This is a genomic window from Flaviaesturariibacter aridisoli, from assembly GCF_004343705.1.
Lineage (GTDB): Bacteria > Bacteroidota > Bacteroidia > Chitinophagales > Chitinophagaceae > Flavisolibacter > Flavisolibacter aridisoli.
Map to the genome: position 1 here is coordinate 43,873 of NZ_SKFH01000001.1, position 21,561 is coordinate 65,433.

The window sequence follows — 21,561 nt, forward strand, 5'->3', positions numbered from 1 at the left end:
TCTAAATCAGCAAATATGCCTGAAATAAAGCCCGATGAGATTAGTGCCATCCTTCGCCAGCAACTGAGCGGTGCGCAAACCACTGCCGAACTGGAAGAAGTGGGAACCGTTCTTCAGATCGGTGATGGTATCGCCCGCGTTTACGGCCTCGGCAACGTCCGCGCCGGTGAACTCGTGGAATTTGAAAACGGTGTGCAGGGTATCGCCCTCAACCTCGAAGAAGACAACGTAGGTGTGGTTCTGATGGGTGAAACCGGAACGCTCAACGAAGGCGCCAAGGTGCGCCGCACCGGCCAGATCGCCTCCATCAAAGTGGGCGAAGGCATGGTGGGCCGCGTGGTGAACACCCTCGGCGAACCCATCGACGGCAAAGGCCCCATCGCCGGCGAGCGCTACGAAATGCCCCTGGAGCGTAAAGCCCCCGGTGTGATCTACCGCCAGCCCGTAACCGAGCCGCTGCAAACCGGTATCAAGGCCATCGACGCCATGATCCCCATCGGCCGCGGCCAGCGCGAGCTCGTGATCGGTGACCGCCAGACCGGCAAGACCGCCATCTGCATCGACACCATCATCAACCAGAAAGAATTCTTTGCAGCCGGCAAGCCCGTGTACTGCATCTACGTAGCCATCGGCCAGAAGGCTTCCACCATCGCAGGTGTGATGAAAACCCTGCAGGAAGCCGGCGCCATGGAATACACCGTGATCGTAGCCGCCTCGGCTTCGGAGCCCGCGCCGCTGCAGTTCTACGCTCCCTTCGCGGGTGCCGCCATCGGTGAGTTCTTCCGCGACACCGGACGTGCCGCCCTCATCATCTACGATGACCTCTCGAAGCAGGCCGTGGCCTACCGCGAGGTATCGCTGCTGCTGCGCCGTCCCCCGGGCCGCGAAGCCTACCCCGGTGACGTATTCTACCTCCACAGCCGCCTGCTGGAGCGCGCCGCCAAAGTGATCAACAACGACGCCATCGCCCGCCAGATGAACGACCTGCCCGACAGCATCAAGCACCTCGCCAAAGGCGGCGGCTCGCTGACGGCCCTCCCGATCATCGAAACCCAGGCCGGCGACGTATCCGCTTACATCCCCACCAACGTGATCTCGATCACCGACGGCCAGATCTTCCTCGAATCCAACCTGTTCAACGCCGGTATCCGTCCCGCCATCAACGTGGGTATCTCGGTTAGCCGCGTGGGTGGTTCGGCCCAGATCAAGTCGATGAAGAAGGTTGCCGGTACCCTCAAGCTCGACCAGGCCCTCTACCGCGAGATGGAAGCCTTCTCGAAGTTCGGTGGCGACCTCGATGCCGCTACCAAGCTCGTAATCGACAAAGGTGCCCGTAACGTGGAGATCCTGAAGCAGCCCCAGTACTCGCCGGTTCCGGTGGAGAAGCAGGTGGCCATCATCTACCTCGGTACCCAGGGCCTCATCCGCGACGTACCCGTGCGCCGCGTGAAGGAATTCGAAGAGCAACTGCTGCTCGAACTCGAAAACAAGCACCCCGAAGTGCTGGCCGAGTTCAAGAAAGGCGGTCTCTCCGACGAGGCGATCAAGAAGCTGACGGACCTGTCCAACAGCCTCATCCCCCAGTTCAAGTAAGCGCAACGCTTCCCGATACAAAGGCCCCCGTAGAAATACGGGGGCTTTTTATTTTAACGTGCAACCGGTTTTCGCGGGCGCACTCCGTATTAATACTGCGGCGGATCTCCGAAATATTAATAGTGACAAAAGGCTGAATTGGTATATTAGCTTAAGGTTGAGCTTCCTGTACCGCGAACTCATTTCCCCGTAACACGCTAAAACGAAACCATGACACTGCTTATTTCCCGTGCCGGACTCCGGCTGCGCGCCCGTTTTCTGCGGGTGGTTGTGCTCCACTCTATGTCCCTCCTGCTTTTTGCCAATGCTGCCTGCGCACAGGCCGGCACCCTCGACCTGGCCTTCAATACCGGCGACGTCGGCAACGGCGATGGCGCTAACAATACAGTAACCTCTGTGCTGGCCCTGCCGGGTGGTAAAACGATGGTCGCCGGCTCATTTCTTCAGTTTAACGGAATTTCCCGGCGTGGCCTGGTGCGGTTACTTGCTGACGGCACGGTCGATAATACATTCGCAACGGCGACCCAAGCTACGGGTATCAGCGTGATGGCAGCGCAAAGTGACGGCCGGCTGCTCATCGCCGGTTCCTTCAGCAACTATAACGGAACTACGATCCGTTTTCTTGCCCGGCTGAATACCGATGGCACCCTGGACAACAGCTTCCTTTCCGGCACCGGTCCGAACAACTCCGTGACCGGTATGGTGGTAGGCAGCAACGATAAGATCTACCTGGTGGGCAACTTTACGCAATACAATGGCGTGCCGCGCAACCGGATAGCGGTGTTAAACAACGACGGCACCCTGGACCTTTCCTTTGACCCCTTAGGAGGCTTGAACAACCTGGTGAGCGCTGTAGCCCTGCAGGGCGATGGCAAGATCCTGGCTGCCGGCAACTTCACCACTTACAATGGCGCTTCAGCTACCCGCATCGTGCGGGTCAACGCCGATGGAACCATGGATGGCACCTTCAGCGCGGGTACGGGTTTCAACCTGTCGGCAGGCACGATTGCGTGGCGCCCCGACGGCAGCATCATCGTGGGGGGCAGCTTCAGCAGCTATAAGGGCGCAACCGCCAATCGCCTGGTCAAGCTGGATGCATCGGGAAACCTCGACGCAACCTTTGCCACCAATATCGGTTCGGGCCCCATCAGTGCCGTCAACAGCATCGGACTGAGGGCTGACGGTGCTCTGTATGTATCCGGAGGCTTTACCGCGTTCAACGGCGTCACCTCCGGGCGTATCGTATGCCTTGCACCGGATGGCCAGCTTCAGCCAGGCTTCGCCAGCGGTACGGGGTTTCAGAATACGGTCAACTCCATTTCCGTACAGGCAGACGGCAAATTGGTAGCCGGCGGTATGTTCTTCAGCTATCAAAACCGTTTCGCCTCCCGTGTAGCCCGGGTGAACGGCGACGGAAGCATCGATGCCCAATTCAATGCGACCACGGGCGCCAGCAGCACGGTCAATGCAGTTGCGCAGCAAAGCGACGGCAAGTACCTTATCGCCGGTCTTTTTTCGTATTACAACGGTCAGGAATTTGAGCGGATCGTGCGTACCGATGCCAGTGGCGCTGCAGACCCAAGCTTTGCAACCGGTGCCGGATTCAACAATACAGTGCGTACGGTGTTGCAGCAGCCAGACGGAAAGATCCTGGTGGGTGGTGACTTTACCACCTATAACGGCATCCCGGCCAACCGCATCATACGGCTCAACAGCGACGGCAGCGCCGATGCGGCCTTCCTGCTGCCGGGCGGCACGGACCATAACGTACACAGCATCCGGTTGTGTGCCGACGGGAAGATCATCGTTGCCGGTAACTTCAGCAACTATGGGGGCGTAGCTACCAGCCGCCTCATCCGACTGAACAGCGACGGTACGCTCGACAATACCTTCCAGGCGCCCGCGATCGACAATGTTGTCCAGGTTGTTGCGATTCAAAGTGACGGAAAGGTGCTCGCCGGCGGCGACTTCACCAGCCCGGCAACCCGCCTGTTTCGGGTGAACAGCGACGGGAGCTTCGACAACAGCCTGAATACTGGCTTCGGTTTCGACTTTACGGTGGACGCCCTGGCGCAGCAAGCGGATGGCAAACTGCTGGTCGGAGGCGGGTTTTCGAGCTACGATGTGGAGTCGATCGGCTTCCTGGTGCGGCTGAACGCCAATGGCACCCGTGATCAAACGTTCAACCCCGGCCTGGATTCCTGGGTGTATGCCATCGCCGTGCAGCCGGATACCAAGATCCTGCTGGGCGGTGTTTTCGGCAATGCCGGTGGAGCGGCCAGCAAAGGCATCGCGCGCCTCGAAGCCAGCGGTGTTGCCGACGCCTCCTTTACAATAGGTAGCGGGATCACGGGGGACGTGCGTTCGCTGCAACTGCTTTCCGACAATAAGATCCTGGCAGGTGGCGGGTTTGTTGGCTACAACGGCGTGCGCCGCAACCGTGTATTGCGCTTGCTGGGCGACCCGGGCGGGCAGACCATTGTACCCGGAACGATGCCCGCCCAGATCTGTGGCGGTGCCGCGCTTTCCATACCGTTTACCGTCTCCGGCACGTTCACCACGGGTAATGTGTTCACCGCGCAGTTGAGTGATGCTTCCGGTTCTTTCGCCAGCCCGGTATCCATCGGAACGCTGAGCGGCACCGGCGCCGGCACCATCACAACGAGCATTCCTGCGGGCACGGGGGCCGGAAGCGGCTACCTCGTGCGCATCGTAGCCAGTATTCCTGCCGTGACCGGTACGCCGGGCAGCGCCTTCACGATCAACGCCGCCCCGTTGGCCACCAGCTTTTCGTACACGGGGTCGCCCTACTGTACTTCTACGGGGACCGGCAACGTATTTTTCTCGGGTAGCACCGGCGGCAGCTTCAGCGCTGCTCCTGCCGGCCTGGTACTTAACGCGGGCACGGGTTCGGTCAACATCGGCAGCAGCGCTGCGGGCAGCTACGTGGTCACCTATTCGGTCACGGCCGGTGCCTGCCCGGTGAGCACTACAGCCCCGGTGGTCATTCGTCCCGACCTGGGTACTGTAACGGGCAACCGCCTCGTATGCGGCGGCAGCACCACCAGCCCGATCGGATTCAACCCCGCCCCGGGCCTCACCTTCAACTGGACCAACGACAACCCGGCGATCGGGCTTGCTTCCAACGGCAGTGGCGACCTGCCCCCGTTTGCCGCAGTCAATAACGGCAGCACGAATGCACTTGCCAACATCCGCGCGGTGCCGAGCGGAGGCACCGGCTGCTCTGCATCAGTCAACGTATTCCGCATTACCGTAAAGCCCGAACCGCGCGTGGATGCCGTGCCTAACCAGGCGTTTTGTGTCGGCGGCACCAGCGCTGCGATCAACTTTACCGGCTTCGCGGCCGTCTACTCCTGGACGAACAACAACACCAGTGTCGGACTAATCGGTGCGGGCAGCGGCAACATTGCGGCTTTTCAACCCACCCAGGCCGGTGTGGCTTCGATTACGGTGACACCTGTTGCCGCGGGCTGCAGTGGCCTGTCCCGGACCTTTACCATTACATCGTCGCCGTCGGCGGGCACGCTCCGTTACCCGCAACCCAGCTACTGCCGCATTCCCGGAACCGCCGTGCCCATTTCTACCGGGAGCACCGGGGGACTCTACCTGTCTAGCCCCAGTGGGCTGAGCATCCACCCGGTCACGGGCGTCATCGATATTGGCGGCTCGCAGGCCGGCTTTTACCTGGTGCGGTACGTAGTATCCGGCCTGGCCAGCTGTAGCGCCGAAGCCTGGGCGCCGGTTGAAATAAAGGCATTGGAAGTGATAACGCCCCTGGGCAACCAGAATTATTGCAGTGGAATCGTGACGTCGGCAATACCCTTTACCGGGTCGAGCGGCATTTATACATGGACCAACGACAACCCTTCCATCGGGCTGGCTGCTTCGGGCACGGGCAATAGCCTGCCGTCATTTACCACGGTGAATGCGGGCCCCGGTGTAGCCTATGCGTATGTGCACGTTACGGCTTTGGGCACGCTCAATACCTGTGAAAGCAAAGCGATGTGCTTCCGCATCGCGGTCAATCCCTGCGGCCCGGTAACCCAAAGCGGCGGTACGCAAAGCGACCCCGCCACGATGCGGGCGGCCCTCGCGGCGCAGTTCGAGGCGGGGCCCAACCCGGCCCGCAGCAACGTGCTGCTGCGCTACACAGGTGCCGAACAAAGTCCCTTTACAGTGCAGTTGCTGTCGCAATACGGTCAGCCCGTCGGACGGGTGTTCTCCTTCACCGGCACCACCTATACCCTCGACCTCTCCAACGTGACGCCCGGTGCTTACTCGCTCCAGGTAACGCATGTGAAGAGTGGCGTGGTGTTCAACAAGCAGGTGATCAAGCTCTAAACCACCCCATCCCCTGACCCCTTCCCCGGGAGGGAAGGGGAACGAAAAAGCCCCGACGCAGGCGTCGGGGCTTTTTATTGAGCCTTCTCTATTCCCCTTCCCTTCGGGAAGGGGTCAGGGGTTGGGCCGGGGATGGGTCGGCGCCGGCAGCAGTAGGTGGATGTTCGCGAACTCCTTACAACGTTCCACGTCGCCGGGATACTCTATGGCCACGCCGTGGCCCGCCACGTGGCAGGCCCGGTCTACGGCGATGCGGGCATCGCTGGCGTCGTTGCGGTCCTCTTTCGTGTCTTTGCGGAAAATAATTGGCATGGAAGAACAGGAGTTTAGTAAATTTCCCATGCCGGCTAGTAAATTTACGCGGCCTACCCCTATTTACCCGTATTATGAACCCTTTTGAACGCACACCCCTGTCCCCCTATGTCCAATTACAGGAGTTGGAGGACGCCTATGCGGAATGCCTCATCGAAGAGGATGTTCGCCTGCTGGGCCAGCTTTGGAAAGAGATTCGCGAGTTGCGCACGCAGCTTTCACTGCCCATTTACGATTTCGTGACGCCGGCCGAACAGCGGATGTAAAACTGCTCCAAACAAACATTTTTTTCCCGCCAGCAGGGTTTGCAGCGATCATGATTTCCCCCCAGGCCTAAATTAGTACCCTAATATAACACCCGTATCCATGCACAAGCCCAACGTAATCCTATATGCCGACGACGACGCCGATGACCGGGAAATGCTTCATGACGTTTTCCTGGAGTGTTCGAATTATTCCATCGTCGCCTTTGCCACCGGCGATGAGCTGATTGATTTCCTGGGTAAGCACCGGGACGAAATCTGCGCCGTCATCCTGGACATCAACATGCCGCCCAAGAGCGGCATCCAGGTGCTTAAAGAGATCCGTCAGGACGAAAGTCTGGACAAGCTCCCGGTGGTCATTTATACCACCGCCAGCAACCCCCTGGAGCGCAAGGTGATCGAACAGCTCGATGCGCTCATCCTGAAAAAGCCGACCAGCTGTCCGGCCATGAAAGAGATCGTTCAGCGCGTGCTGGAATATTGCGCCGCATTCCAGGCGCAGCATCCCTTGTCCTCTTTGTAACAGCGAACGCAAAAGGCCGGACCCTGCGGTCCGGCCTTCGCGGTATCCGTGTGTGTCGCAGCTATGCGTTGGCGGCGGCCGTAGTGGCCGGCACGGCACCGGCGGGCACATCGGCCTCCGCCTTTTTGCGGCCCTTCGGCAGCAGGAGGCGCGGCTTAAAGAATCCCTCCCCTTTCTTCGGTTCTTTCTTGTACTTCTTGCCTACTTCGTGGAGGGCGTCGATGAGCACCCATTCGAGCTCCAGGCGCGCTTCGTCGCGCTCGTTGCGGTTGCCATCGAGGTTTTCGAGGGTGGTCTTCTGCCCGGCCCGCAGGGCCGTCCAGCCAGTCTCGATAGAGGCCAGGGCTGTCCGTATATCGGCGGAAAGGCCGGCCCCGTAGGTGGCCAGGCTGTCGGTTACGCGCTTGTACACGAGCGGTGCCTTTTCGCGCGACAGCTCGCCGAACCCATAGCCGCTGAGGCCGTCGGGGTAAAAGGCGCGGAAGCCCTCCGAATCTTCACCGCCGGTGGCTACGGCGATATGTGCCCTGTGTTTTTTCATCATTGAATGGGCCTTCTTGATGTATGCGTCCACCGCGTCGGTGTCACTACTGCCCTTGGTTCTGCCGGTAGCTACCCGGGTGAGGGTCACCAGCACGAGCTCTACGCGATCGTTGATCAGCACGGCGAGCTCCGCGAATTCGCCTTTGAGGGCTTCGGAGGCGTCCTGCGCGAACTGCACGAGGCGGAGGTTGGTGATGCGGGCATCGTTGAAGGGATTGCCGAGGAAAAGCCTGATCTTTTTCATTGTTGTTCCGGTTTTTGGGGTTATACAAATAAAAAATACACGCAATCAAGGGGTGCGTCATAGGCAGTTCCGCGGCCCCTAAGTCATTGACGGAGGGGTACTTGCGGGCGGTGGGCGATGCGTTTCGCAGGCAGCGGTCGCATAGGCGATTCCTACAAGCCACTGTACACTTTAGGAGTACCTGCAGGAAGTTCCTATAAGGCCTTGTTGCTTTTGACATAAGCCTGTAGGAAGGTCCTATAAGCCGATGTACGGTTTAAGGCTGTTTGTAGGAGGTTCCTATAACCGTCTGTACGATTTACGGGGTCTTGTAGGAGGTTCCTATAACGGCGTACAGGAAGGAAAAGAGGTTGTAGGAATCCCGGGGCTGCGGAGTTGTTTGAAAGAGCAGTGAAAGGGGTGCTTTGGGAGGTTGCAATGGTTTAGGAAGGATGCGGTGGATTCGGTAAGACTAATTTAAGCCGGCACCTTGAATAAAGAAAAAAATGTTTCCAGTTTTATGGACTTAGTGGCAACAATTGCAGTGGCAATGCGCTCTGCGTGAAAAAAGAGATCCTGATTCAGCCCAGGCCCATCTATTTCCGAAACCTTGGTTGCAGAAATGCAAACGGGATTTAAAAATAGAAGGAGTACGTCCTGTTCGCTGTTTTGCCTCCACGGGCCGTGCTGATGGTCCGTTTCCTGGCCCTGTCCGTGCTTACTGTCCTTGCAGGCAGGGCGGTACCTTTGTATATGGAAAAAAAGGAACTGCTTGAGCTCCTGCATCAGCGAATGATTGAAGAGGTGCAGGACTATGCCATTATTTTAATGGATATCGACGGAACCATTCTCACCTGGAATAAGGGGGCAGAACTCATTAAGGGGTACCGGGCAGAACAAATCATTGGTCAGAATTTCCGGCTTTTTTACCTGCCCCAACACCGCGAGCAGCAACTCCCGGAGCAACTGCTGCAACAGGCCGTCCGCGAAGGCCGCCTGCGGCATATCGGCCAGCGGGTGCGCAAAAACGGCACCACGTTCTGGGGCAGCGTGCTGATCACGGCTTTGCACGACGACGAGAACAGGGTTGTGGGATTCACGAAGCTGACCAGAGAGCTACGCGACAACGAAATCGCCTGAGAGGCGACAGCGCGACCGTTGATTTCGATTGGTCAATGGGTGGGTTATCACTAATCCCAACCCCGTTTTTATCTGGTACGATCATTGAAACTGTTTCTGGAAAACACAGATATGAAAACAGCCGTAACAATCCTGCTGACCGGTGCTGCCGTTGCCGGCCTCGTTTATTATTTCCGCGATAAAGAACCTGTGCGTAAGGTGCTCGACCGCAGCAACGACCTGCTGGCGAATGCTTCCGACCTCGTGAAGGAGCAATACGGAAAGCTGGCCAAGAAAGGCCAGGACAACGTAGCCGAAATGGCGTAAGGCCGTCACCGACCAATGCATGAGGCCACCCGGAAGGGTGGCTTTTTTATTAAGCATCCGCTTCGATTTTTACTCCACGATCTCGTCTACGGTCAGGCTGCGGAGCAGTGATGCTTTATCGGGCTCGAGAAAGCTGCCGATGCTGTTGTTGGTAAGGATAGCGCGTATGTGTTCCTGCACCTGACTGAAGTGCGGATGCAGCGGGCAGGGCTGTTTGCTGTCGCAGGAGCGCAGGCGGAGCACGCAGGTATGAAAGATCGCGAGCCCGTCGGTGGCCGCCAGCAGCTCAATGAGCGGCCTCTCCAGCACGGAGGGCGGCACCGAAAAGCCGCCGCGCTGCCCTTTGGAGGAATGAAGAAAGCCTTGCCGGCTCAGGGTTTTAAGCACTTTGCCCAAAAAATGTCGCGGTACGCCCAGCTCCGCCGCGAGGCTGTCGGTCTGTACGAACGCCTGCTGCTCCCTGCAGGCGGCGATGTACAAAATTCCCCGCAACGCATACCCGAACGACTTCGAAAAAAACATAGGGTGGCTTTCTTTTTCCCTGCAAAAATAGCCCCCGTATTAAAGAGACAAGGCTGTCTGATTTCAATCATCTTTCGCTTTGACGCCGCTCAACCGCCGCCGCGGGCGGCACAGATAGCTTTGTTGCGAAACAAACCAAAACGTCTGAAAAGACAGCCTCTCCGGTCTTTCTCACCATCAAACAACACGTTATGTTTTCCCGATCTATTTTAACCCAAGTTGGCGTCGCCGCCGTAGCGGTGGCCACGCTGGTTGGCTGCAAGCCCAAAGGCACGGCGGCTGCCGTAACGGGCGACGCGGCCTCCAAAGTGTACGTGGCGCCCGGCAAATACGATGAGTTTTACAGCATCGTATCGGGCGGCTTCAACGGCCAGATGTCGGTATACGGCATCCCTTCCGGTCGCCTCTTCCGCATCATCCCGGTATTCTCGCAATTTCCCGAAAACGGCTGGGGCTTCAGCGAAGAGACGAAGCCGATGCTCACTACCTCGCACGGCTTTGTGCCCTGGGACGACCTGCACCACATCGCCCTGTCTACCACGGCCGGCGTGCACGACGGCCGCTGGGCCTTCGGCAATGCCAACAATACGCCGCGCATCGCCCGCATCAACCTTTCCACCTTCCGCACCGAGGAGATCCTCGAGATCCCCAACAGCGCCGGCAACCACTCCTCGCCGTTCATCACCGAGAACACCGAGTACGTGATCGCGGGTACCCGCTTTTCGGTGCCCCTCGACAACCAGAACGGCGACGTGCCGATCAGCACCTACAAACAGAATTTCAAGGGCACCGTCTCCTTTATTAAAGTGGATACAAGCGGGCATATGAACATCGCCTTCCAGCTGCGCCTGCCGGGCATCAACTTCGACCTGGCCCGCGCCGGTAAAGGCAAGTCGCACGGCTGGTTCTTCTTCTCCTGCTACAATTCCGAGAAGGCCAACACGCTGCTGGAAGTGAACGCGTCGGCCAAAGACAAAGACTTCATCATGGCCGTGAACTGGAAAAAGGCCGAAGAGTATGCCCGCAGCGGCAAAGGCGTGAAAGAAGCCGTTCGCTACGCGCACAATACCTATAGCGACAAAACGCACAACGCCACTTCCACCATGGAAAACTCCGTGCTGGTGCTCGATCCGAAAGATTGCCCCGACATGGTGTATTTCATCCCCTGCCCGAAATCGCCGCACGGCTGCGATGTAAGCCCCGACGGCGAAAGCATCGTAGGCTCGGGCAAGCTGGCCGCGGTGATCCCGGTTTTTTCGTTCGACAAGATCCAGAACGCGATCGCGCAAAAGCAGTTTGACGGCAACTACGACGGCATCCCCGTGATCAAGTATGAAGCTGCCCTTCGCGGCGAGGTGCAGAAGCCGGGCCTCGGACCCCTGCACACCGAGTTCGACGACAAGGGCAATGCCTACACTTCGTTCTTCGTATCGTCGGAGATCGTGAAGTGGAGCGTGAAAGACCTGAAGGTGCTCGACCGCGTGCCGACCTACTATTCGATCGGTCACCTGTCGGTGCCCGGCGGCCCGACGGCGAAGCCCTGGGGTAAGTATGTGATCGCGTACAACAAGATCACCAAGGACCGCTACCTGCCCACGGGTCCCGAGCTGACCCAGAGCGCGCAGTTGTATTCCATCGAGGGCGACAAGATGAAGCTGCTGCTCGACTTCCCCACCGTGGGTGAGCCGCACTACGCCGAAGCGATCCCGGCCGAGCTCCTCAACAAGAAAAGCCAGAAGATCTTCCGCATCGAAGAAAACGGCAGCCCCTACGCGGCTAAAGGCGACGCCAATGCCAAGGTGGAACGTAAGGGCAACGAAGTGCACGTGTATATGACCGCCATCCGCTCGCACTTTACACCCGACAACATCGAAGGCGTGAAGATGGGCGATGTGGTGTACTTCCACGTTACCAACCTGGAGCAGGATTGGGACGTTCCGCACGGCTTCGCGGTGAAGGGCGCCAACAACGCCGAGATCCTTGTGATGCCTGGTGAAACCCAAACCCTGAAGTGGACCCCCGAGCGGGTAGGCATCTTCCCGATCTACTGCACCGACTTCTGCTCGGCACTGCACCAGGAAATGCAAGGCTACGTAAGGGTATCGCCAACCGGGTCTAACGTGCCGATCTCGTTCAGCACCGGTAAAACAAGCCCCGAGCCGGCACCTGTGGCCAGCCTCGAAAAATGAATCAACCGGATGGGCCGGCCCGCGCTGGCGGTGCCGGCCCTTTCTCTAAAACCCACTGATATGAAAAAACGTTTCTTCTTTGCCACGGCCACCGTACTGGCCCTTGGCATGATCTCCTGCCAGAGCGCCGAAGCACCCAAAGTGGCCGATGCCACCGAAGCGACCGCAACCGCCGGCCAGTCGGCGGTACAGGATGATGATTCGCAGAAAGACGTGGTGAAAGTAGCCGCCAGCTCGAAAGACCACAGCACGCTCGTTGCCGCCGTCAAAGCGGGCGAGCTGGTGGATGCGCTTTCGAATGCCGGACCGTTTACTGTGTTCGCGCCCACCAATGCCGCCTTCGACAAGCTGCCGAAGGGCACGGTGGAAGACCTGCTGAGGCCCGAGAACAAGGCGAAGCTGCAGGACATCCTGCAATACCACGTGTATGTGGGCAGCCTCAAAACCGACCTGATGCAGGACGGGCAAACGCTCAACCAGGTGAACGGCGGCAATATCAGCATCACGAAGAAAGACGGCAAGGTGCTGATCAACAACAGCGCGGTGATCATCGCATCGATACCGGCCTCCAACGGCATCATCCACGTCATCGACGCGGTACTGCTGCCGCCTTCTAAATAAAGAAAAGCTGCGCTTGCTCAGGCCGGGAACGCCGAAAGATCAGTTCGCGCCCGCAGCGTGCTCAGTCCATTTGCAGCTCTTTTTGGTTCTTTTTGCTTATGTGGTTCCGAAGCGGCCCGCGTTCGTGCGGGCCGCCCCCCGGGATCGAAAATTCAAGTTATGCAACCCAAGATGCGCCCCCTTTCCCGGATCCTGATCGCGCTGGCAGCGCTTTCCCTCGGCCTGACCTTCGTGCTGCCGGTATGGTTCATTTTCCTGATGGCGCCGCAATACCCCGAAGGACTTACGATGTACATCTGGCTCGACCGCCTGAGCGGGCAGGTAGACATCATCAACGGACTCAACCACTACATCGGGATGAAGCACATCAATGAAAAGATGTTTCCCGAATTTCATTACCTCGGCACCATCGTGGGCGTGTTCATCGCGCTCGGCCTACTGGTAGCCGCGAGCGGGCGCCGCAAGCACCTGTTTGCCTACCTGCTGCTGCTGCTCGCCGCCGCCGGTACCGCGATGTACGACTTCTACCAGTGGGGCTACGACTACGGGCACCACCTCGATCCGCACGCCGCCATCCAGGTGCCGGGGCTGTTTTACCAGCCGCCGCTCCTGGGCCACAAGCAACTGCTCAACTTCGATGCCTATTCCTACCCCGATACCGGTGGCTGGATCGTTATTGGCGCTGGTCTCCTGTGCTTCGCCGTATGGGGCTGGGAGCGCTTCCTGCGCCGGGGGGTGCGGCCGCAGGCAGCGGTACGGTTGCCACAGCCGGGGGCACTGGCCGCCTGCGTACTTGTAGCTGCCGCGCTGAGCGCCTGCAGCAGCGGACCGAAGCCGTTTGTGGCCGGCCGAGATGCCTGCGACGATTGCCGGATGACGATCGTGGATACGCACTATGGTGCGGAGCTCATCACCCGCAAGGGCCGCCTCTACAAGTTCGACGACCTGCACTGCCTCGCCCGCTTCCGTAAATCGAACCCCGATGCCGCAAAGGACGCGCAGCTCTATTTCGCCGATTATACCAGCGGCAACCTGCTGCCGGCGGCCGCGGCCTGGAGCCTGACCGACTCTTTTTATAAAACACCCATGAACAGCCACAGCGTTTCCTTCGCCAGCCGCGCCGCTGCCCTCGCCGAAGGAAAAGGCACACCGACACAAGGCGCGGAGCTGCTCGGCAAACTGTAAGTTATGCGTCTCCTGACCCTGCTTGTATTTCTACTGTCGGCCGCCATCGCGCGCGCCCGCACTATCGAGGTGGGTCCGGGCCTCCCTGTGCGCACACTGCGCGAAGGCATCGCCCTTGCCCGCAACGGCGACACGGTGCGCCTGCACGCCGGCACCTACCGCGAAGGGAATATCGTGCTGCGCAAATCCATTACCCTGCTGGGTGTGGGCGGGCCGCTGCTGGACGGCGAAGGCCGCTTCGAGCAACTGACACTGTCGGGCGCTTTTATCCGCGTGCAGGGCCTTCGCTTTACCGGCACCGGCTTTTCGAGCCTGAACGACAATGCGGCGATCAGCGTCATCGACGCCCACGACGTGGTGCTGGCCGGCAACGAGATCCGCAATGCCTTCTTCGCCATCCACGTGGCCAACGCACGCAACTGCATTATCGCCGGCAACCGCATCGCTGGCATCGCCCGCACGGAGCAAACATCCGGCAACGGCATCCACCTCTGGAAGTGCGACCGCATGCAGGTGTTGAGCAATGATGTGCAGGGCCATCGCGACGGGATATACTTCGAGTTCGTAACCAATTCGGCTATCCGCAGCAACGTCAGCCACCACAACATCCGCTACGGGCTGCACTTCATGTTTTCCAACAACGACAGCTACGTGGGCAACACCTTCTCCGCCAACGGCGCGGGCGTGGCGGTGATGTATTCGCACCACGTGCGTATGGAGCGGAACGTATTCCAGCGCAACTGGGGCGCCAATGCCTACGGACTGCTGCTGAAGGAGATCTCCGACGCGCAGATCGGCGGAAACCGCTTCGAAGCGAACACGGCCGGCATCCTGATGGAAAGCACCAACCGCATCGATGTGGTGGCCAACATCTTCCGGGCCAACGGCTGGGGCCTGCGCATCTCGGCATCGTGCAACGACAATACCGTGCGGCAGAACAACTTTCTGGGCAACACGTTCGATGTGGCCACCAACGGCGAACTGATGCTGAACCGCTTTTACAACAACTACTGGGACAAATACGACGGCTATGACCTCAACCGCGACGGCACCGGCGACGTGCCCTACCACCCGGTGAGCCTTTACTCGATGATCATCGAACGCAACCCGCAGTCGGTGATCCTGCTCCGCAGCTTCATGGTGACGCTGCTCGACAAAGCGGAGAAAGCCATGCCCAGTCTCACGCCGAACGGGATGGCCGACAGCACCCCGCTCATGAAACCGTACCACAATGATCCACATTAACAACATCAGCAAGCGCTTTCGCAAGCTTGTTGCTCTCGACGCCATCAGCACCGCCTTTGCCGCCGGCCGGGTGGTAGCGCTCGTGGGCCCCAACGGCTCGGGCAAGACTACCCTGATCAAAACGATTCTCGGGCTCGTGCGCCCGGACAGCGGCGTGGTGACGTTCGACGGGCAACCGGTGGCCGGCGACAGCGCCTACCGGAGCCGCATCGGCTACATGCCGCAGATCGGCCGCTACCCCGACAACATGACCATCGGCCAGCTGTTTCGCATGATCCGCGACCTGCGCGGAAGCGAAGCGCGCATCGACGAAGAGCTGTATTACCAGTATAAGCTCGACACCCTGTGCGACAAGCCGATGCGCGGACTTTCGGGTGGCACGCGCCAGAAGGTGAGCGCGGCGCTCGCCTTTCTCTTCGATCCACCGGTGCTCATCCTCGACGAGCCCACCGCCGGCCTCGACCCGCTGGCGAGTGAAGTGCTGAAGAAAAAGATCCTGCGCGAAAAAGCGAAGGGCAAACTGATCCTGATCACGTCGCACGTGCTCTCCGACCTGGAGGAAGTAACTACCGACGTGCTCTTTCTGCAGGACGGCCGCATCCTGTTCCAGGAAACCGTGGGTGCCCTGCAGCGCCTGACCGGCGAGCTGCGCCTGGGCAAAGCCGTGGCCCACCTGATGCAGCACGGACTGCAGGGGGCCAGCCACGAATTTCTTTACGTCAAAATTTCGAACGGATCATGATGAAGATATCCCGCTATGTGTTGTACGACATCCTGCGCAACAAGGTGGTGCTGGCCTATACGGCCTTCCTGCTACTGGTGTCGCTTAGCCTGTTCCAGCTCGAGGAAGATTCCTCCAAAGCGGTGCTCAGCCTGCTGAACATCATCCTGATCGTGGTGCCGCTGGTGAGCATGGTCTTCGCTACCATACACTGGTACAACTCCTACGAGTTTCTCGAGTTGCTGCTGACGCAGCCCCTGAGTCGCGGCAAAGTGTTTCTGTCGGAATGGGCGGGGATCTCGTCGTCGCTGCTGGTAGCTTTCCTCGTAGGCGTGGGCATCCCGGTACTTATTTACAACGGCAACGCCACGGGGCTGTCGCTGCTGCTGGTCGGCAGCCTGCTCACACTGGTGTTTACCTCGCTGGCCTTTCTCGCCTCGGCGCGCAGCCGCGACAAGGCCCGTGGCATCGGCGCTGCGTTGCTCATCTGGTTTTATTGTGCGCTGATCTACGACGGCCTGTTGCTGCTGTTGCTTTTCGCCTTCGCCGACTACCCGATGGAGACGCCGACGCTCGTGCTTTCCTGCCTCAATCCCGTGGACCTGGGGCGGATCTATATCATGCTCCACCTCGACGTGAGCGCTCTTATGGGCTATACCGGCGCGCTGTACAAAGACTTTCTCGGAACCGCCGCCGGCACGGTGCTCACACTCGGTGTGCTGGTGCTTTGGGTGCTGCTCCCGCTGTACTGGGCGTTGCGCATCTTCAGGAAAAAAGACCTCTGACGCAGACAAAACACATCACATGTTGAATCGGGATTTATGGTACGGGTACTGATCGCTTTATGCCTGCTGGCAGCTTATGCGGGCTACAGTGCGCTGGTCTATACCCGCGGCACTGACGCGCCGGCGGCGCCACCGGTGTGGACGGCGGAGGCCGCCGCGGGGAAGCGGCTTTTCCAAAAACACAACTGCACCGCTTGTCACCAGCTCTTTGGCCTGGGCGGCTACCTCGGTCCCGACCTGACCACGGCCTGGAGCGACTCCACGCGCGGCCCTGCTTACCTGCGGGCCCTGCTCCAATCGGGGGGCAGCCGCATGCCGAATTTTCATTTCACACCCGGAGAGGTAGAAAGCCTGCTGGCCTACCTGCGCTCCATAGATGCTTTCGCACATGAGCAACCCTGACGCTCTTTATCGACGCTCCGACCGCATCGCGCTGGCCTTTGTGGCCCTGGCACTCTGTTACCTGCTGCTCGGCCTCAGCTTCGGCTTGCTCGGCGGATTGCAGTACGTGCTGCCTGCCTTCCTGCGCACGCAGCTGGCCTTTCAGAAAACGCGGCCGCTGCATGTATACCTTGCGACTTCCTGGATCTTCACGGCGGCGCAGGCGGGACTGTATTTCTACGTGCCCCGCGTGGCGGGCCGGCCGCTACGCTGGCCAAAAGGGGGCTGGCTCCACTTCGCACTGCAGGTAGTGAGCTCGCTTCTCATCATCGGCTGCTTCTTCGCCGGCCGCTTCGGCGGGCGCGAGTACCTGGAATTTCCACCGGCCCTTGGGATGCTCATCGCCCTTTCGTGGCTGCCACTCGCTGTCAACTTCTTCGCTACGCTGCGTCCTCGCTTCCGCAGGGCGCCGGTTTATTATTTCAGCTGGACAGCCGGGCTCCTGTTCTTCTTCATCACCCTATCGGAAAGCTACCTGTGGGTGTCCGACTACTTTTTCGGCAACCCGGTGCGCGACGTGACGGTGCAGTGGAAGGCCCTCGGCTCGATGGTCGGCAGCTGGAACATGCTGATCTATGGTTGCAGCCTGTACGTGATGCAACAATTGAACGGCGACAAGAAACTGGCGCAGGGACGGACCGCTTTCTTCTTTTTCTTCCTTGGGTTTACCAACCTGCTGTTCAACTGGGGGCACCATACCTACGTGGTGCCGGCTGCGCCGTGGGTGCGCAGCGTGTCGTATGCCATCAGCATGACTGAGCTACTCCTGCTGGCGCAATTGCTGTTCAAATTCCGGCGCACAATGAGCGAAGCGCGGCGCCGCTTTCACAGCCTCACGTTCCGGTTGCTGTCGCTGGCCGACGGCTGGATCCTGCTGAACCTCGTGCTCGCGATCGCGCTGTCGGTGCCCGCCATCAACCGCTATACGCACGGTACGCACATCACCGTTGCCCATGCCATGGGCGCCACCATCGGCATCAACTCGATGCTGCTACTCGCTTCTATCAGTTACATGCTTACGCGCGCCCGGCCGCAGGGTTTCGCCCGTGAAGAAACGCGTATCAAGCTGGGCGTGTGGATCAGCAACGGGTCGCTGCTGCTGTTCTGGATCTCGCTGCTGGGGAGCGGACTGGTGAAGATCGCCGGGACCTCGTCGGGGCAGTCGTTCGCTACCATCATGCAACGCGCGGCGCCCCTGTTTCGCCTGTTTGCCGGCAGTGGTGCTTTTCTCTTTGCCGGCCTCGCGCTGATTGTGGTGTCCCTGTTGCGCGTGTTGTGGTGCCGCGAGCCGAAGACCGTGCAGGATCCGGTGGTTCGGAGCGTTGTGGTCGCAGAGCCCGCCGCAGGCATCCTGCGCTAGGCACGTGACCATTGTCATCCCGGGCGTTGAGGGGCGTTAGCCAAAGCCCCGCCTTGTTAATAAGACCTTTGTGTCTCAATAAAGAACTGCTCATGAAACCGCTTTCCGTCCTGTTTTTACTGCTGGCCCTTTCAACCGCGCCGGCGCGCGCCTGCGACATATGCGGCTGCGGCGTGAGTTACTATAATCCCAACCTGTTTCCGCACCTGTCGAAGAATTTCGTTGGCCTCAGTTACCTGCATCGTCTTTACCACACGGCGGGGCACGGGGGCAACGTGGGCACGGAACGATACAACAGCTTATTGCTTACCGTGCAGTATGCAGCCGGCAAGCGTCTTAAGCTCGTGGCTTTGCTTCCCTGGCAATTCAATACGCTGCGCAATGACGCGGGGGCACGCACGCTGAGCGGCGCCGGCGACGCAACGCTGCTGGCGCAATACCGCTTGTGGGATCGCAGCAGCGATAAGGGGGTGCGCCAGGTGTTCGTGGCCGGTGCGGGTGTGAAGCTTCCGTCGGGAAGCTATACCGCGGCCGCGGCGTCCAAGATCGAGGAACAAAACTTTCAGCTGGGTACGGGCAGTACCGATGTGCTGCTCAACGGCGTATACCGCCTCAGCGTGCGGCACTGGTCGCTGAGCGCCACCGGGTCGTATAAATACAATACGGTGAACCGGGACGGCTTTCGCTACGGCGACGTACTCAACACGGGCGTACAGGCGGCCTTCCGCCGCGAGCGGCGCAACTGGTCGCTCACGCCTTACCTGCAGGCCAGCGGCGAATGGCAGCTGACCGACGCCAGCAACCACGTACTTCAGCCCGACTCGGGCGGCGAGGTAGTGTATGCCGGCGGCGGCGTCGACTTCAATACCCGCAAAGTGTCGCTGGGTGTCAACTACCAGGCGCCCATCGCCCAGCACCTGGCCGGTGGCCTCGTGCAGGTGAAGCCGGGCTTTTCGGTACGGACCACTTTTCTTTTCTGAACCAACCTACTTTTATGAACTACAGAATGATCCTGCCTTCCGCGTTGCCCCTGCTGGCGCTGCTGGCCTGCACCCGTCACCAGGGCGATGTGCCTGCGCCGGCCACTACTGCTGGAACTGCTGTGCTGACAATTTTTGAGCCGGGTATCCAGGCGCAGTACCGATACGGCGACACGCTGCACCTCCGGGCAACAGCCACGGCTCCGGCCACGATTCACGGTTATGAATGGTCGGTGTGCCCGGTCAACGACACGACAAGTCTTTACTCCGAGCACGTACACGATCACAACGATACGCTGCACATCGACCGGTACTGGGTGAACGACCGGCCCACCCCGGTGGCCCTGGAGCTGCGTATCAAGCTCACGCTCGATCACGATGGGCATACGCTCCTGCGCACTGTTCCTTTCGAGGCGCGCTAGCCGGAGCTTGCGTCTTTCCACGTCCCTTTTTTATTTTTAACAATAAACCCATCATTATGAGAAATGCGTTTCTGACCATGGCGCTGGGCGCCTGTAGTTTGCTCGCGGTTTCCTGCGGTTCGGACTCCGGCAATTCTGCGCCGGAAAGCTCGCCCCCCGCAACCACTACCACCGACGCGGGCAGCACGGGAAGCACTGAGGCCGCCGCCAGCAATCCCCACGGCATCGGGCCGGTAACCGAGGTTAAGCTGAACAATCCCCTCGACTCAAAACTCGTTGCCGGCGGCAAGAGCATTTATGAAGTGAAGTGCGGCTCCTGCCACAAACTCTCCGGCGAAAAGCTGGTGGGCCCGGGCTGGAAAGGCGTCACCGACCGCCGCAAGCCGGAGTGGGTGATGAACTTCGTGATGAACACGGAGGAAATGCTTAACAAAGACACGGCCGCCCAGAAAATGGTGGAAGAGTGTATGGTTAAGATGCCCAACCAAAACCTGACCGAGACCGACGCGCGCGCCGTACTTGAATTCATGTTCGCCAACGACGGCAAGAAGTAATGCTTCCTGTGTTTCCACAAAGCCGTTGCAATATTGCAGCGGCTTTGTTATGCCCCTGTGGGTCGTCGCCAGGCGGAAAGCGCCATCAGCAGCGCGCCGCTCAGCAACAGGCCGGCGGCACCCAACAAGGCCCAGCTGAACAGGCTGCTGTTGGTGCCGAGCAGCACACCCAGCCCCTGCAGCATCAGCAACCCTTCGTTAGCGAAGATGCCGGCGGCAAATACATAAACCGGGATGGATCCACCCCGCGTCTTCGTAAAATAGCCTTCCTCGGCCAGGTGCGCCAGGAGGTAAAAGCTCACAAACCCCAGGAACACGAGGTGCAGAAACCCGATGATCACCGGCCGGTCGCCAAAGACGGCGTTGCCCAGCCCGGGGATGATGGTTCCGGCCTGGAGCAGCAGCTTCAGCCCAAGCGACAGAAAGGACAAGCGCAGCAGGCGGCGCCCGAGCAACGTCCGGTGTGAGGACAGGTGCCCCGATTGCTGCCACATCCGCACGAAGGCATACAGCGCCGCCAGCAGCAGCAACACGCCCGCGGCGCCCAGCACGTAGAAGAACGGCCGGTTCAGCCAGAGCAAGGACAGGAATAACGAGGGGAGAAGCGCCGCGCAAAGAAGCCGGCTGAAGCGGCCTGTCCAGGGACTAACGGCAGGGGCGCCGGCCAGGCTCGAGCGGTAATGCGCAAAGATGCCCAGCGTGAAAAAGCCGTTGTATTGAAAATGCAGAAACCAGTAGATCGCGCTGCGGTGCAGGTAGGGGTTAGCCGAGGCACCGGACATCATCCAAGCCAGTAGGCCGGGCCCGACTGTCGACAAGATCATCGCTAGTAGCGCCCAATAGATCAGCATCCGCGTAGTTTTTTCTATAGTACGCAGGCTGGTCCGTAAAAAGGCGATGGCATAGACAGTGGTCAGCAGGATGAAGGCGGAGGAAAAGAACAGCGAGGCGGCGCCGTAACCTTCCCAGGGAAAAGTCAGTGCCATACCCAGCGCCGAACCGTTTATCAAGAGCAGCAGGTAGCCAAACCAGCGCCGGTTTTCGGCGGGCAGCAAGTACACCGTGAAGAAGGACAGCAGCATAAAGCCGACCCATCCCCCGAACGCAAAATGCGAATGGGCGCTGAGCAGGTTCCGGTAGTCGATCATGGGTAATTCGAACACGATCTTGAGGCGCATCAGGAAACCAAAAAGTGCAACCAGTACCAGGTTCAGCAGCCCGAGCCGGAAATAAAGATGCTTGCTATGCATAAACGAAATTAAGCGCTGCCG

The 21,561-nt window shown here is 59.6% G+C and carries 21 protein-coding genes; 17 read left to right on the forward strand and 4 right to left on the reverse strand.

The window, feature by feature from the left end; genetic code table 11:
* Positions 1-15 precede the first annotated feature (15 nt).
* Together atpA and E0486_RS00195 are read left to right on the forward strand one after the other, a co-directional pair.
* Positions 16-1,593, forward strand: a complete 1,578-nt coding sequence (gene atpA / locus E0486_RS00190; RefSeq protein ID WP_131850114.1) for a F0F1 ATP synthase subunit alpha — start codon at positions 16-18, stop codon at positions 1,591-1,593.
* A 210-nt stretch (positions 1,594-1,803) separates the two neighbouring features.
* Entirely contained in the window at positions 1,804-5,955 is a 4,152-nt protein-coding gene (locus E0486_RS00195) for a hypothetical protein (RefSeq protein WP_131850115.1), read from the forward strand.
* A gap of 114 nt (positions 5,956-6,069) precedes the next feature.
* On the opposite strand, the gene E0486_RS00200 is transcribed toward E0486_RS00195, so the two are convergent.
* The gene (locus tag E0486_RS00200) at positions 6,070-6,267 is read right to left on the reverse strand and encodes a hypothetical protein (protein ID WP_131850116.1); all 198 of its coding nucleotides are present in this window, start codon (positions 6,265-6,267) and stop codon (positions 6,070-6,072) included.
* A gap of 74 nt (positions 6,268-6,341) precedes the next feature.
* Here E0486_RS00200 and E0486_RS00205 point away from each other — a divergent pair, with 74 nt between their 5' ends.
* Both E0486_RS00205 and E0486_RS00210 read left to right on the forward strand, forming a co-directional pair.
* Positions 6,342-6,533 (forward strand): hypothetical protein, encoded by a 192-nt coding sequence (locus E0486_RS00205; RefSeq protein WP_131850117.1) that lies wholly within the window; start codon positions 6,342-6,344, stop codon positions 6,531-6,533.
* Positions 6,534-6,633: 100 nt separating this feature from the next.
* Entirely contained in the window at positions 6,634-7,053 is a 420-nt protein-coding gene (locus E0486_RS00210) for a response regulator (RefSeq protein WP_131850118.1), read from the forward strand.
* A gap of 61 nt (positions 7,054-7,114) precedes the next feature.
* Here E0486_RS00210 and E0486_RS00215 read toward each other — a convergent pair whose 3' ends face one another.
* Positions 7,115-7,840, reverse strand: a complete 726-nt coding sequence (locus E0486_RS00215) for a hypothetical protein (RefSeq protein WP_131850119.1) — start codon at positions 7,838-7,840, stop codon at positions 7,115-7,117.
* 732 nt (positions 7,841-8,572) lie between these two features.
* Between E0486_RS00215 and E0486_RS00220 the strand changes: the two genes are divergently transcribed.
* Together E0486_RS00220 and E0486_RS00225 are read left to right on the forward strand one after the other, a co-directional pair.
* A complete protein-coding gene (locus tag E0486_RS00220) occupies positions 8,573-8,959 on the forward strand; it encodes a PAS domain-containing protein (protein ID WP_165917131.1) in 387 nt (128 codons plus the stop codon).
* A gap of 111 nt (positions 8,960-9,070) precedes the next feature.
* Positions 9,071-9,265 (forward strand): hypothetical protein, encoded by a 195-nt coding sequence (locus E0486_RS00225; protein WP_131850121.1) that lies wholly within the window; start codon positions 9,071-9,073, stop codon positions 9,263-9,265.
* Between the two features lie 69 nt (positions 9,266-9,334).
* On the opposite strand, the gene E0486_RS00230 is transcribed toward E0486_RS00225, so the two are convergent.
* The gene (locus E0486_RS00230) at positions 9,335-9,787 is read right to left on the reverse strand and encodes an RrF2 family transcriptional regulator (RefSeq protein WP_131850122.1); all 453 of its coding nucleotides are present in this window, start codon (positions 9,785-9,787) and stop codon (positions 9,335-9,337) included.
* A gap of 191 nt (positions 9,788-9,978) precedes the next feature.
* On the opposite strand from E0486_RS00230, the gene nosZ reads away from it, so the two are divergent.
* The 11 genes from nosZ (at position 9,979) to E0486_RS00285 (ending at position 20,290) form a co-directional block, all read left to right on the forward strand.
* On the forward strand, positions 9,979-11,976 hold the full coding sequence (gene nosZ, locus E0486_RS00235) for a Sec-dependent nitrous-oxide reductase (protein WP_131850123.1): 1,998 nt from the start codon (positions 9,979-9,981) through the stop codon (positions 11,974-11,976).
* Positions 11,977-12,036: 60 nt separating this feature from the next.
* On the forward strand, positions 12,037-12,597 hold the full coding sequence (locus E0486_RS00240; RefSeq protein ID WP_131850124.1) for a fasciclin domain-containing protein: 561 nt from the start codon (positions 12,037-12,039) through the stop codon (positions 12,595-12,597).
* Positions 12,598-12,756: 159 nt separating this feature from the next.
* Positions 12,757-13,782: a nitrous oxide reductase accessory protein NosL gene (locus E0486_RS18690; RefSeq protein ID WP_165917132.1), complete on the forward strand. Its 1,026-nt coding sequence runs from the start codon at positions 12,757-12,759 to the stop codon at positions 13,780-13,782.
* 3 nt (positions 13,783-13,785) lie between these two features.
* A complete protein-coding gene (nosD, locus tag E0486_RS00250; RefSeq protein WP_131850125.1) occupies positions 13,786-15,027 on the forward strand; it encodes a nitrous oxide reductase family maturation protein NosD in 1,242 nt (413 codons plus the stop codon).
* Positions 15,014-15,769: an ABC transporter ATP-binding protein gene (locus E0486_RS00255; protein WP_131850126.1), complete on the forward strand. Its 756-nt coding sequence runs from the start codon at positions 15,014-15,016 to the stop codon at positions 15,767-15,769. Before nosD ends, E0486_RS00255 begins: the two co-directional genes overlap by 14 nt.
* Complete coding sequence (locus E0486_RS00260) at positions 15,766-16,533, forward strand: ABC transporter permease subunit (protein WP_131850127.1); 768 nt, start codon at positions 15,766-15,768, stop codon at positions 16,531-16,533. The genes E0486_RS00255 and E0486_RS00260 overlap by 4 nt, the downstream gene beginning before the upstream one ends.
* 36 nt (positions 16,534-16,569) lie before the next feature.
* Positions 16,570-16,935: a c-type cytochrome gene (locus E0486_RS00265; protein ID WP_131850128.1), complete on the forward strand. Its 366-nt coding sequence runs from the start codon at positions 16,570-16,572 to the stop codon at positions 16,933-16,935.
* Positions 16,922-18,334 carry a cbb3-type cytochrome c oxidase subunit I gene (locus E0486_RS00270; protein ID WP_165917133.1) on the forward strand — a complete coding sequence of 471 codons (1,413 nt, stop codon included), beginning with the start codon at positions 16,922-16,924 and terminating at the stop codon, positions 18,332-18,334. Before E0486_RS00265 ends, E0486_RS00270 begins: the two co-directional genes overlap by 14 nt.
* A gap of 92 nt (positions 18,335-18,426) precedes the next feature.
* Complete coding sequence (locus E0486_RS00275) at positions 18,427-19,314, forward strand: transporter family protein (RefSeq protein ID WP_131850130.1); 888 nt, start codon at positions 18,427-18,429, stop codon at positions 19,312-19,314.
* Between the two features lie 14 nt (positions 19,315-19,328).
* Positions 19,329-19,736: a hypothetical protein gene (locus E0486_RS00280; RefSeq protein WP_131850131.1), complete on the forward strand. Its 408-nt coding sequence runs from the start codon at positions 19,329-19,331 to the stop codon at positions 19,734-19,736.
* A 56-nt stretch (positions 19,737-19,792) separates the two neighbouring features.
* Positions 19,793-20,290, forward strand: coding sequence for a c-type cytochrome (locus E0486_RS00285; RefSeq protein WP_131850132.1), 498 nt, complete (start codon positions 19,793-19,795; stop codon positions 20,288-20,290).
* Positions 20,291-20,337: 47 nt separating this feature from the next.
* Here the strand turns inward: E0486_RS00285 and E0486_RS00290 are convergent, their stop codons facing one another.
* On the reverse strand, positions 20,338-21,540 hold the full coding sequence (locus E0486_RS00290) for a hypothetical protein (RefSeq protein ID WP_131850133.1): 1,203 nt from the start codon (positions 21,538-21,540) through the stop codon (positions 20,338-20,340).
* Positions 21,541-21,561: the final 21 nt, after the last annotated feature.